At 53.6% G+C, this 12,821-nt stretch carries 12 protein-coding genes and 1 pseudogene; 10 read left to right on the forward strand and 3 right to left on the reverse strand.

Annotated features, from left to right (window positions below):
- The first annotated feature begins 11 nt into the window (after positions 1–11).
- The 7 genes and pseudogenes from EI42_RS08820 to EI42_RS08845 all read left to right on the forward strand — a co-directional run bounded on the left by EI42_RS08820 (position 12) and on the right by EI42_RS08845 (position 7,031).
- Entirely contained in the window at positions 12–383 is a 372-nt protein-coding gene (locus EI42_RS08820) for a hypothetical protein (protein ID WP_111320970.1), read from the forward strand.
- A 136-nt stretch (positions 384–519) separates the two neighbouring features.
- Positions 520–927, forward strand: a complete 408-nt coding sequence (locus EI42_RS08825) for a winged helix-turn-helix transcriptional regulator (RefSeq protein WP_111320972.1) — start codon at positions 520–522, stop codon at positions 925–927.
- Positions 928–1,022: 95 nt separating this feature from the next.
- Positions 1,023–2,330: a MalT transcriptional regulator family protein gene (locus EI42_RS33815; RefSeq protein WP_249033454.1), complete on the forward strand. Its 1,308-nt coding sequence runs from the start codon at positions 1,023–1,025 to the stop codon at positions 2,328–2,330.
- Positions 2,245–3,390 (forward strand): annotated as a pseudogene (locus tag EI42_RS08830) (RNA-guided endonuclease InsQ/TnpB family protein). The gene EI42_RS33815 and the pseudogene EI42_RS08830 overlap by 86 nt, the downstream one beginning before the upstream one ends.
- Before the next feature lie 31 nt (positions 3,391–3,421).
- A complete protein-coding gene (locus tag EI42_RS08835) occupies positions 3,422–5,431 on the forward strand; it encodes a winged helix-turn-helix domain-containing protein (RefSeq protein ID WP_211326088.1) in 2,010 nt (669 codons plus the stop codon).
- 140 nt (positions 5,432–5,571) lie between these two features.
- On the forward strand, positions 5,572–6,294 hold the full coding sequence (locus EI42_RS08840; protein ID WP_111320976.1) for an SDR family oxidoreductase: 723 nt from the start codon (positions 5,572–5,574) through the stop codon (positions 6,292–6,294).
- A gap of 44 nt (positions 6,295–6,338) precedes the next feature.
- Positions 6,339–7,031, forward strand: coding sequence for an MFS transporter (locus EI42_RS08845; RefSeq protein WP_111320978.1), 693 nt, complete (start codon positions 6,339–6,341; stop codon positions 7,029–7,031).
- Here EI42_RS08845 and EI42_RS08850 read toward each other — a convergent pair.
- Complete coding sequence (locus tag EI42_RS08850; protein ID WP_111320980.1) at positions 7,028–8,224, reverse strand: RNA-guided endonuclease InsQ/TnpB family protein; 1,197 nt, start codon at positions 8,222–8,224, stop codon at positions 7,028–7,030. The two genes, EI42_RS08845 and EI42_RS08850, sit on opposite strands and share 4 nt — an antisense overlap.
- A complete protein-coding gene (gene tnpA, locus EI42_RS08855; RefSeq protein ID WP_111320982.1) occupies positions 8,221–8,619 on the reverse strand; it encodes an IS200/IS605 family transposase in 399 nt (132 codons plus the stop codon). The genes EI42_RS08850 and tnpA overlap by 4 nt, the downstream gene beginning before the upstream one ends.
- Positions 8,620–8,652: 33 nt before the next feature.
- Here tnpA and EI42_RS08860 point away from each other — a divergent pair, with 33 nt between their 5' ends.
- The 3 genes from EI42_RS08860 (at position 8,653) to EI42_RS08870 (ending at position 11,933) form a co-directional block, all read left to right on the forward strand.
- Positions 8,653–9,468: an MFS transporter gene (locus EI42_RS08860; protein ID WP_170142476.1), complete on the forward strand. Its 816-nt coding sequence runs from the start codon at positions 8,653–8,655 to the stop codon at positions 9,466–9,468.
- A 608-nt stretch (positions 9,469–10,076) separates the two neighbouring features.
- A complete protein-coding gene (locus EI42_RS08865; RefSeq protein WP_111320986.1) occupies positions 10,077–10,418 on the forward strand; it encodes a YrdB family protein in 342 nt (113 codons plus the stop codon).
- A gap of 225 nt (positions 10,419–10,643) precedes the next feature.
- Positions 10,644–11,933 (forward strand): MFS transporter, encoded by a 1,290-nt coding sequence (locus EI42_RS08870; protein WP_111320988.1) that lies wholly within the window; start codon positions 10,644–10,646, stop codon positions 11,931–11,933.
- Between the two features lie 184 nt (positions 11,934–12,117).
- On the opposite strand, the gene EI42_RS08875 is transcribed toward EI42_RS08870, so the two are convergent.
- Positions 12,118–12,552 carry a RidA family protein gene (locus EI42_RS08875; protein ID WP_249033455.1) on the reverse strand — a complete coding sequence of 145 codons (435 nt, stop codon included), beginning with the start codon at positions 12,550–12,552 and terminating at the stop codon, positions 12,118–12,120.
- Positions 12,553–12,821 lie beyond the last annotated feature (269 nt).

Below are 12,821 nucleotides of genomic sequence, written 5' to 3' on the forward strand. Positions count from 1 at the left end.
GATAAAAGAACATGTATAGGCTTCAACTGCCTGCGGAGCAACGAAAGCAGTGGGATCCTACCTTCTTACCACCAACCGGGCCCTTTTTCTTTCAAGAAGAGCCACTGGCACGACGCTTGCTACAGACGGGCATGCCCATCCATACGCGGCCAAAGTTTCGAGAGGGCTTTCCGAACTTTGTCCCGACATATGGACCCGTGAGGCCTGCCCGCCGACTTTTATCCGAAATGTGTCAGGTGAAGCCAGGAGACAATGGCGCTTCTATGAGCTCTGAGGGAAGAACGCAGATATCGTTTGGCATCAGATCTTATAAGAACTACTGCAATATTCACCCACTAAGCCTGTTCTGTGGCTTTTACCATATGACAAGCGAACCCGGGTAAAGCGCAATTTTCCAGAGTGCTTTCGATCAAAAAGTCGACAATGCGTACTATAAACCGCTCAAAGAGCGCCTGTTCTATGCAGTACAGCGAAAAAATGGTATACTAACCTGTAAGTACAAGATGGGAGTGGAAGGCGATGGGACTCGATCAACTGACTACTGAGAGCAATTTAGAGCACCTGGACCCGATTGCCGGCACGCGCCAGGGATTAGAGCTTGTTTCGGATAAATGGACAGTGCTTGTCATCTTCGCGCTGAAACAAGAGAAACGACGGCTAAGCGATCTCCAACGGCAAATAGAGGGCATCACCCAGAAAGTGTTAATTCAGACGCTGCGTAAGCTGGAATGTTATGGCCTGGTCAAGCGCACCGTCTATCCAGTCATTCCCCCAAAGGTAGAATACTCGCTCACACCGCTTGGCGAGACGCTGCTTGAGCCTCTCTACGCAATTTGCCGCTGGACAGACGAACACTGGCAACAGATGCAAGCAGCCGCACAGCACTTTCACGCCAAACAGGCAAACAGAGGCCTGCCGCTCCGTTGACGCGCCAATTACCCAACAGAGATGTTCTGTACTTGCCAGAATCGACCAAAGCTGTTATATTCATCCAGAGAAGAGTGTTGGGTAATTGAGACAATATGGCTCCTCTTTACACGCTTGCATGGCTGCCCGAGCACCAGCGTTATGCGCTTTCGCAGCCCGGACAACCTGATACATATGACATACAGGAGCAATGGCGTGCATGGCTGGACGCCTGCTCCTCCTTTGCATTTGAAGGCAGAAACGGTCATCTCACATTGCGCAAAGAGCCTCGAAAGCGCGGTGAGAGCTACTGGTATGCCTATTGCACTCGAAATCGTCGGACGCGTAAGCGCTATGCCGGACGCAGCACAGACCTGACCATCGCAAAGCTCGAAGAGATCGCGCGGCTTCTCACAGCAACTGAACCAGCGCCGCGGACCGCTCCAACGCTCACGTTGCTTGAAACCAAGCTATCGCTCCCTCGTCTACAAACCTCGCTGCTCTCGCGCTCAAGACTGCTCGACAGGTTCAATCTCGGCCTGGAGCGCAAACTGACTTTGATTTCCGCACCCGCAGGCTTCGGAAAAACAACCATCGTACGCCAGTGGCTGAACAGCCGCACAGAGCCCGTTGCCTGGCTCTCACTTGATGCAGGCGACAACGACCCGGCCCGCTTCTGGCGTTATGTCGTCGCTGCCTGTCGAGCATTGCTGCCAGATCAGGGACAGCAGGTTCTCGCTCTGTTTGCGACGCCTTCACAACCACCTTTCACCCTGCCACCATTGGAAGCGATCCTTACAACATTTCTCAATGCGCTGGCTCACTGTAATGCAGGCCTGCTGGTACTGGAAGATTATCACGTCATCACAGATCCTTGCATTCATGAAACGCTGGCATTTTTTCTCAATCATCTGCCGCCAACGTTGCATATTGTGCTCATTGCCCGTGGAGACCCACCGCTCCCCCTGGTTCGGCTTCGGGCGCGGAACGAGCTGCATGAATTGCATGCCCATGATCTGCGCTTTTCGCCAGAAGAAACTCGCGCCTTTCTGACACAAGAACTGGCCTTCACGCTCACTCCTGAGACGCTCAACACGCTGAGCACGCGCCTTGAAGGTTGGCCCGCAGGCTTGCGCTTACCAGAAAGCGGCAGAAGGCCGCTGGCTTCAGCCAAGGGGATGGATGGCGCAGGAAGCCAGCAGCAGCAGGACGTCCCCCTTCGCTTGACAGAAGACAATCGTTGTGTTAGGATACGTGAAGACAGTGAGGACGAACAAGGAGCAAGGGATGCTGATCTACGAAGACAAGCTCGATGGGTCGAAAGCGCAATTCGCCGCCATCGAGGAAGCCATCCGCACCACCCAGTTCATTCGCAACACATGCCTGCACCTCTGGATGGATGCACGTGGCGTCTCCAGGAATGATCTGCAGCGCTATTGCGCTGTGCTCGCCAGACAGTTCCCTTTTGCGCTCTCCCTCAACTCACAGGCCCGGCAAGCTGCCGCTGATCGGGCGTGGGCTGCCATCGCCCGTTTCTACGAGAACTGCAACCACAAGAAACCAGGAAAGAAGGGCTATCCTCAGTTCCAGCGCGATTGTCGCAGTGTCGAATACAAGACCACTGGCTGGAAGCTGGAGGCCGATGGCATTCATATTCGCTTCACAGATGGCTGCGGCATTGGCCGGCTGCGCCTCATCGGCTCGCGCGATATCATGACCTTTCCCCTCTCACAGATCAAGCGGGTACGGCTGCTCCGGCGGGCTGATGGGTATTCTTGTCAGTTTGCGGTGGCGGCCACGCGACGCGTTGAGCATTAGCCCTCAGGCAAGCAGGTGGGTATTGATCTAGGGCTGCGTGCCTTCTTCACTGACTCCGAAGGCAACACCGTGGCTCCTCCTCAGGATCTCCGCAAAGCGGAACGGCGGCTCAAGCGGCTGCATCGTCGGCTCTCCAGGACCCAGAAACGCAGTCGCAATCGGCGCAAAGCCCGTCAAGCTCTTAGCAAAGCGTATCTCAAGGTACAGCGGCAGCGCGAGGACTTCGCCAGAAAGCAGGCGAACGCGCTCATCTCGTCTCACGACCTGATTGCCTACGAAGCCTTGCAGATCCGTCACCTGGTCAAGAACCGTCATCTGGCCAAGAGTATCGCTGATGCGGCGTGGGGTCGCTTCCTCTCCTGGGTCAGGTATTATGGCACGCTGCATCAGGTTCCGGTGATCGGGGTGGAACCGGCCTATACCAGTCAGGACTGTTCTCGTTGTGGACAACGGGTGAAAAAGAGCTTGAGTATGCGTACGCATCTGTGTCCCGGCTATGGTTTGCTCCTCGATCGCGATCACAACGCCGCCTTGAATATCTTGCACAAAGCGCTACAGGGTACCGTCGGGCAGACGGGAACCGACGAGGAGGTCTCGTCGAACGCTTCTGGACAGCCTGCCGCTACGCGTCGTCGCACAGCGACGACGCGCAAGCAGGCTGGATGAAGGAAGAATCCCCGCCCTTCTGGCCTGGGGAGTGTCAATTACAATCATGTTGCAGGGTTGCGAGACACAGACGGAGGCGGAAACGCGCTTGCATACCTTCGCAGGTGAGCATCGGCCTATACTCGACTATTTTGTCTCTGAGGTCTTGAACGCACAGCCAGAATCACTGCAAAGCTTCTTGCTCCATACCAGCATGCTGAGCCGCCTGACAGGTTCGCTCTGTATGGCCGTGACTGGAAACCCTGCAAGCGACGCCTTGCTTGAAACGCTCGAACAGGCCCACCTCTTTCTTGAACCACTTGACGGGCTCTGGTATCGGTATCACGCCCTTTTTGCTGAAGCCATGCAGCATGAAGCGAAGCGTCATCTGGGTGAAGCAACATTACAGGCCATCTCATCGAAGGCAAGCTACTGGTATGAAGAGCATAGTATGCTCGAAGAGGCAGTAGATGCCGCCCTGTATGCATGTGACTTCTCCCATGCTGCCACCATTATCGAGCGATTTGTTGACTTCAATGCGCTGACCTATATCCCGACGCTGCACCGCTGGCTTCAGCAACTTCCCTTTGAGACGCTCAAGCAACATCCCACCCTCTGCCTGAATTATGCGATCACTCAGTTTTTCACGCATTTCGCTGACTTTATCCATATGACCGGACGCTTTCCGCAAACCGAGCGAGCACAGTTTGAAGAACCGCTCCAGTTAGCACAGCAGGTCTGGCAGGCTGAAGGGAATATCCCTCGCCTCGGTGAAGTCTTTGCATTTCAATCACTCCTTTCCAGCAGCTTTTCTGGAGAGATGCAACAAGCGATTGAATACGCGAAAAAGGCGCTCGACTACCTGGACGAGAAAGAGCTTGCATGGCGTAGTACCTGCCTGCGTATCATTGGTCTTGCCGCCAGGCGTAGAGGCGACCTCAATGAGGCACGTCGCACCATTACCGAGGCCAGCGCGTTAAGCGAAACCATCGGTAATCGCCCGATTGCGCGACTCACTATCCTGCTACTTGGTATCGTGTGCGCCGAGCAAGGCGAATTGCAACAGGCTGCCGCGTATTATCAGCAGGTCCTTGATGAAGCCCGAGCACAAGCCGACCCAACAGATATAGGCCCCGCGCTTCTCTGCCTGGCCCAACTCGCCTACGAGCGAAACAGGTTGGACGAGGCAGAACAACAGCTCGCAGAGGCCAACCAGCTACGTTCCCAGTTGCCAGAAGAAACATGCAGGCGGATCCAGCTTCTGATGGCCCTGCTAGAGCATGCCCGGGGTCAGAGTGAAAATGCCCTCGAACGGCTCACAAACTTGCTTGCACGCTTACAGCCAGTGCATGCCCAGCCTCTCTATCGCGAGGTCCTTACGTATCAGGCGCGGATCCAGCTCGCCCTTAGTGACCTTTCTGCTGCACGAAGAAGCTATGAGAAGCTTCGGATGCTCGAGAGCACATTACCTGATTATGCCGAACAGGAAGCGCTCTTACTTGCTCGCCTGCAACTTGTGGATGGGAAGGCCCAGGCCGCACTAGACCTGCTTCACACCATATTGCCACAGGCGACGAAAGCCGGACGTATACGCCGAGCATTCGAGATACAGCTTCTTCTCTCACTCGCGTACGCGGCGCTGAAACAGCCACAGGAGGCACGCCAGCGCCTTTACTCCACCTTACACCAGACACGAAGCGAAGGGTATATTCGCCTCTTTCTCGACGAGGGTGATGCACTGCTCGGCCTCTTGCAAAGCCTCTTTGGCAGTCTGCGCGAGAAGCCACTCCTTACCTACCTGCGGACGATCTTGCAAGCAGCGACGCCTGCACGACAAGCGCTTGCTTCGCCCCCCTCTGCCTTGATCGAACCACTCTCACCACAGGAACGGCGCGTGCTTCGCTTGCTTGCAGCAGGCCACTCCAATCCCGAAATTGCACGAGAGCTCGTCGTCTCAGTGAATACCGTCCGCACGCAGGTTCAGAGCATTTACCGCAAGCTTGGTGTCAGCAATCGGGTAGCAGCCAGCGAGGCTGCTCGCTCTTTCCATCTTCTCCCCTGAAATCCTCCTTTCATCCACTCAGACGATGCGGCTTCATCCAGCTACCTCCTATACTGGCGCTGTACATAAACAGTTCCACCCGAGTGCGCACCTCTTCACTCAGGTATGCCACACTTCAGTAATGAAAGAAGGAGTGAACAATGCAACAGCGTCGAATAGCACTGGTTACAGGCGCCAATCGCGGCATAGGTCGGGCCACCGCTTATCAACTTGCAGTCCGGCACGATATGCACATCCTTCTGGGCGTTCGCAATATTGCTCAAGGCAACAGTGTAGCCCGAGAGATCACTGCTGCGGGTGGTTCCGCGACAGTGCATCAGCTAGATATCACCAATCCACAACAGATCAAACAGCTTGCCCATGAGCTCACGGAGCGCTTCGGGCGGCTCGATGTTCTGGTCAACAATGCCGCCATTCTGCTCGAAACAGACGAGAATGCCACACCCGGCACCGTGCGTATGGAAGCGGTTCGCTTAACCTTTGAGACCAACTTCTTTGGCGCCTGGGCCCTGACACAAGCTATGCTTCCCCTGATGAGACAACACCACTACGGGCGCGTTGTGAATATGTCCTCAGGGATCGCAGCCTTTCAGGAAAACGATGCTCCTGGAGAGATGGCGCCCGCTTACCGCATCTCAAAGGCAGCGCTCAATGCTCTTACCGTTTCGCTGGCAGCAGAAATGCGCGGAATGAATATCCTCGTCAACGCCACTTGCCCGGGCTACGTACGCACGGAGACCCATAATCTGGATGCCGAACGCACCACAGATGAGGGGGCCGATACCCCGGTCTGGCTGGCAACGCTGCCAGAGAATGGCCCCACAGGCGGCTTCTTTCGCGATAGACAGCGCATTCCCTGGTAACGTTCTGTTGTTTTGCAATATGTAGATAGAAGGATCATCCAGACATGTTTCAATCCTCATCCAGATGGGTTACCGCCCTTGTGCTTATCTTTGGCGGGTTTATGAGCTTTCTCGATCAAACCATTGTCAATATTGCTGTTCCCGTACTGCAACGCGCCTTTCAAGCCGATCTGCAAAGCGTGCAATGGGTCATCACCTCTTATATGCTGACGCAGGGAGCGCTCATCCCAACGATGCCTTTTCTTACGGCACGTCTGGGAAGCAAGCGCTGTTATCTTTTCTCCCTCGCCCTGTTTACAGCAGGGTCAGCACTCTGTGCCTTTGCCTGGACCCTGCACGCACTGATTCTGTTTCGTGTCCTGCAAGGAGTGGGCGGGGCCCTGTTAATGCCGCTCAGCATGAGCATCCTCTTGAACACCTTTCCGCTTGAGGAGCGAGGGCGAGCTATGACCGCGTTTAGCGTTCCAGCTCTCGCTGCGCCTGCGCTAGGCCCGATCATTGGCGGTTATCTGGTCACTATTGCGCCGTGGCCGGTCATCTTCCTGATTAATGTGCCAATAGGCATCCTTGCCGTGATTCTAGCCAGCATCTTTCTGCCCGGAGACGAGATGCAGAGGGCGACGCGCTTCGACACACCCGGCTTCTTGACCGCAACATATGGGGTTGCGGCAGTCCTCTACGCCTGCTCGGAAATCAGCAACACAGGATGGGCATCACGTGAAGTACCCCGTGCCTAGAAGGCAGGGGCTTCGACAGACTCCCCACGCGGGAGAATCTGTAGGGCACTTCCTGCCCCGATATACTTTTTGAGGATATTCCTGGCGGCGTTGGTATCCCGGTCGAGTTCGCATCCACATTCACAGGAATGCCAACGCTCTTCCAGTGTTTTCGGCTTGACCGTTCCACACCCTGAGCAGACCTGACTGGTATATTTGGGGTCCACGAAAGCAACCACACGCCCGGCCCACGCTGCCTTGACTCGTAGCATTTCCGTGAACATGCCCCAACCAGCATCAGTTATACTCTTGTTTAATCCGCCTTTCGCAGCGGCTCCATTGGGCAAGTATTGCCCAGCTTCTTCATCCTGTTTCGGTTTTGGTCGCCTGAGGAGATTCTTGGTTTGGAGTTCCTCTAGCACAATGGTTTGATAACGCTGAACGAGTTGATGTGAAGCTTTATGAGCGAAGTCCCGGCGCTGGTTCCTGACCTTGCGATGGGCTTTGGCTATCGCTTGCACTGCTCGCTTTCTGCGATGGGAGCCGCGCTTCTTTCTTGAGAGAGCTTCCTGCAATTTCTTCAGCTTCTTCTCAGCTTGGCGGTAATGGCGCGGGGAGTCGATGAAGTCTCCATTGGAGAGCGCCGCGAAGTGGGTGATCCCCAGGTCGATCCCTACATCCTCATAACTGACCGGCAAAGGCTCAGGCTGTTTCACCTCGCAGGAGAAAATCACATACCACTGGCCTGACTCATGCTTAATGGTACAGGTTTTGATTGCTCCTTCAATCGTGCGATGAACCTTGACTTTGAGTGTGCCAATTTTGGAGAGGGTGAGATGCTTCTCTTCCAAGCTAAAGCCTGACTGCGGGTAGGTAAAGCTGCTATAGCGATTGCGCCCCTGGAACCTGGGATACCCTGGCTTCTCACCATTCTTCACGCGCTCAAAGAAGCGATCAAAGGCTCGTTGGAGGCGAAGCAGCACATCTTGAAGTACCTGAGAATGAATGTCGTTGTATTCTGGCCTGATCTCTTTGATCTCAGGCAAATCACGCTTCTGCTCATAGGAGCTGATTGATTTCCCTGCCATGCGGTAAGCGTCCCGGCGTTCGGAAAGGGCTGCATTATACAACTCCCTGCATCGGTTCAAGGTCCAGCAGAGTTTTTCTTCCTGCTTTTTCGTTGGATAGAGCCGGAACGTATAGGCTTTTCTCATCGGTTCTTCTGTCCCTCCACATAGCGTTTCAGCGTTTCGAGCGTGACGCCTCCGACTGTACAGCAAAAATAGCTATTTGTCCATAATGAGGGTAAACGTCGCTTTAACTGAGGAAATTCTTGGCGAAGATAGCGGCTACTGGTTCCCTTGAGATATTTTACCAAACGGTGAATGCCAAACTGTGGATCACAGCCAACCAGCAGATGAACATGATCGGGCATGACTTCTAGCTCGACCAGTTCTTGCCCCCATTTTTCGATGGTTTCTATCAGAATCGTTTTCAAGCGTTCATCTACTCCATTGACCAGCACTTTACGCCGATACTTGGGACAAAATACGACATGATAGTGACAGTTATACGCGATGTTGTTATTTGTTTTCAGGTTATATTTCATGACTCTAGTATACCCCACCAACAATAGATACACTTGACATATCTATTGTTGGTGGGAGCGCCTTATATCCCCCTGTCTGAAGGCCAGGGGGCTTACGGCGCAAATGCTAAAGTTCCGGGGTTCCTGTTCAGCGGCCTTGTTGCTCTGACACTTTTCATCGTCATCGAGCTACTACAAGCGCGTCGTGGAAAACGCCCATTGCTTGATATACGGATCCTGACTGATCGCTCACTCTCAGCAGGGCTTGTTGCTTCGACTGTGCTTTTCATCTGCCTGTTCAGCAATTCGCTTTTGTTTCCAATCTATCTGCAAACATTACGCGGTCAGACCGCGCTTCAGGCCAGTCTCCTGTTGTTGCCGCTGGCACTGGGGACACTGGTCAGCATGACCCTGGCCGGTCGGCTCGTTGATCGTCTCCCGGATGCCCGCGTGCTGATTGTCCCTGGCATAGTGCTGCAAATCCTTGGTATGGTGTTGCTTATGGGAATCACACTGACAACGCCATACTGGCAGTTCTGCCTGATGGTTGGGCTTCTTGGGTTAGCAAATGGGCTTGTGATGCAACCATTAAGCGTCGCCTCGATGGTGAGTATTCACAGCCCGGAAGCCGTTGCCACTGGCACGACACTAAGTACTGTTCTACGCTCTGTTGGTGGCTCGCTTGGAACCGCTGTCCTTGCCACATTAACCATGATGCCGGCAGGGCAGACCCGGCTTGTGCAGCTTGTTGGTTTACATACCGTGTTCCTGATTACCATCGGTCTGATGGTACTGGCGTTTCTGTTCGTGTTGTTGTTGCGCAAGAAACAGGAAAAACCGACTTCTCAAGCTGAACCTGCCACAGTATAATGCTCTCAGGGAGGCAAATGCATATCGCCTCCCCTCAGGTTCCACCGCTGTTGGAGTCGCTCGACAGCATCATAAAATTGAGCTCACAGCGACATGGGTCCTGTCCATGCAAAAGAAACTTACAAGCAGAGAAGTTTCGCGGCTGCAAAGCTCAGCCTCATTATGTGGAACACGATCCGCTATCCCATCGTCTGAATGCCCACTTCTGGTCTATGGAAGGCCTGCCTATTTGATACACCTGGTAGTATCTTCGCCCCTTTCTACCACAACGTTTTTTCTCTCTATTCCATATCAAACAGCATTTTTATCCTGTTTCACCTCACAGCACTTCTTTTCCGATAGCAGTAGCCATATCACCGCCTCAACTGAAGCCCCCACAAAGAATATTCGCTTTCTGGAAAGCCGCTCTGTTCGTCTATTATATGGCACGCCGATGGCTATTGTATATTAAATTCGCGTTAAGATTGGAACATTACAGAAAACTGCTTCTTTTTCACCCTCCCCGCAGAGCGTACAACCTCCTGCTTGAGCATTCCAGCCTGTTCGATTATACTAACAGAGCGGTTCACCATATCCTTTTTTCGAGATAAGAAAGGGTAATCAAGAACATGATCTCTATATTGAAACAGATCAACCTTATGCTTGCGTTTCTCCTGGAGTTAGCTTTACTCGTGGCAGTCGGGTACTGGGGCTTTACAATGGCTCAAACAACACTGCTCAAGCTCGTGGCAGGTGTTGGCTTAGCGCTACTTATGGCAATTATCTGGGGGTGCTTTGAGGCTCCAAAAGCGCCCAGGCTGCTTCCCGAACCCTGGCGTTTCATCTCAAAGCTGGTGCTCTTCGCCCTGGGAGCAGGAGCCCTTTTCATGGCGGGACAGCGGGGTCTCGGGCTGCTTTTCGCCTTGCTCGCGCTTATCAATCTGACGTTGCTCGTTGTCTGGCAGCAATAAGGAGTATTCAGGGGAAATCAAGAAGCTTTTCTCTCCGATTTCGAGAAATAGTAGAAAAAGAAATGCAGTTCCCGATGCAACTGCCCTACCTTCCCAGTTTAGTATAGCATTCATGTCAAGCATCTGACATCGTTCTTTTGGCAGATGTTTTTTTTGTCGCATCCCGATATACTGGCGTCCTCACTACCTCTTGCTCGCGTTTCAATAGAGAGAAAGGATACACTCATGAATGGACCCTCATCAGAGCAGGGTGAGCCGCCCGGGAGCGACAAATTGCAACTGCTCGGCCTGTCGCGTATTTTCAGTTCGCTGAAGCAGCGGAATTTTCGGCTCTTCTGGTTCGGGCAGCTCATCTCGCTGATCGGCACATCCATGCAGGCAATCGGGCAGGATTGGCTTGTCCTCAAACTCACACACAGTGCCTGGCAGCTTGGGCTTGTCGGCGCACTTCAAGCTGCTCCAGTCCTGTTTTTCTCTATTATTGGCGGCGTTTTGACCGATCGCTCGCCCAGACGACAGCTCCTCTTGATTACTCAGTGGATCAATATGCTGGAAGCACTGTTACTCTGGGCATTGATTGCAACCGGTCAGGTTCAGCTCTGGCATCTCTACATACTCGCGCCGCTTCTGGGGCTGACAGGTACCATCTACCGACCAGCCAGCCGCGCGTTTCTGGTCGAACTGGTTGGACGAGACGACTTGCCAAACGCGATAGCGCTCTACTCATCCATTTCGACGCTTGCTCGCATTGTTGGCCCCGGCCTCGGCGGCGTGATTATCGCGATTAGCTCTGAGACACAGCTTTTTCTCTTGAACGCGCTGAGCTTCCTACCGGTGATTGCGGGCCTCCTATTGATGAGAAGCCATGAGCTGGCTATTCAGCCTACTACAGGCAAGCGGACAAGCGCCCGCCAGAGCCTCCGTGAAGGGATCGACTACTGTTTGCGAACTCCTGCTGTGCTACAGATTATCGTGGTAGTCGGGCTGGTGCTGCTCTTCGGCTCAAACTTTGGAGTAATCCTACCTGTTTTTGCGACCGATGTGCTTCATGCAGGTCCAACTGGTTTCGGCTTTCTTTCTGCCGCAGCGAGTGGTGGCGCATTGCTGGCGGCGCTCTGGCTGGCATGGAAGAATCAGCAGCCGACCGTGCGACTGTTGCTCCTGTATATGCTGCTCTTCGGGCTTCTAGAGGTTGTTTTCGCCCTCTCGCCCATCTATTTCCTCGCGATTCTCCTGATTGCCAGCATTGGCTTTCTGGAAAATGCGTTTGCGGCACAAGCCATGACCACGCTTCAGCAGATCACACCAGATCATCTGCTCGGGCGTGTCATCAGCGTTCAGGTTCTCTTCTTTGATGGCAGCCTCCCCCTGGGTTATATGCTGATAGGTTGGCTTTCGAGCCTCTATGGCCCCTCCATCACGCTGCTTGTCGGTGCACTCCTTACCTTGCTGACTGTAGGAGCAGGATGGCTCTGGCATAGCCTGCCGCGACGTTCAGAAGGCTCTTCTTCGTAGGGCATCAGAGAGAGCCCAGGAGTGCCGTGCTGCTTCCGATCCCCGGACAGGCGGCACTCTCGCCCGGATGCCTGATAAAAAGCAGTCACGCACGCAGGGCATGTCCGTCCCTTACCCGAACGGGCAACCTGCCATTGACAAATCTCGGACAAGGATATTTCATCAAAGCACCACACCAGCCACTCTATGCGGGCAAGCTGGCGATTGCCTCGATCTCAAGCAGAAGCTCCTGACGAATCAGTCGGCTTACCTCAACAAGAGAGCTTACAGGAGGTGTTTCCAGATTGATGTACTGATCGCGCACCTCACGCAGCACCGGCAAATATGACAGATCAACCAGAAACATGGTAAGCTTTACCACATGGCTGAAATCAGCTCCTGCCGCCTCCAAAGCCTTCTTAATATTCTCGAATACCTGGATGGCCTGCGCACGAAAACCATCCACGCCGATCAGTTGTCCCTCTGCATTCAGCGCAATCTGCCCCGAGAGATAGAGCGTCTGCCCGCCTGCGACCTTTGCCACATGCGAATATCCTGCGGGCCTGGGAAGCGTCTCAGGGATAAGGAATTCGATATGCTCCGGATGTGTCAATCCTTTCTGGAATTTAAGAGTACCCAATAAAGACTTTTTTTCTTGCATTCAAGCAAACATGCAATGAAGTGTAGCACATCCTGCTTCTACAGAACAAGCACTCGCCGTCCGTTTTGTATTTCACAGTCTTGGGTACCTGTTGGGTAATCAGCCCATCGCAAAGCAGGGTGAGACAAGATCTTAGCATACTCAAGGCGCTCGTCATCTGGCTTTACCCGTTCTTTCATACGCTTTAAATTTTCTCCTCTTTGTCAGCAGAAATCACGAACATTCGTGATGTGGCTTCACCCTCCTTC

Origin of the sequence: Thermosporothrix hazakensis (genome assembly GCF_003253565.1) — a bacterium.
GTDB lineage: Bacteria > Chloroflexota > Ktedonobacteria > Ktedonobacterales > Ktedonobacteraceae > Thermosporothrix > Thermosporothrix hazakensis.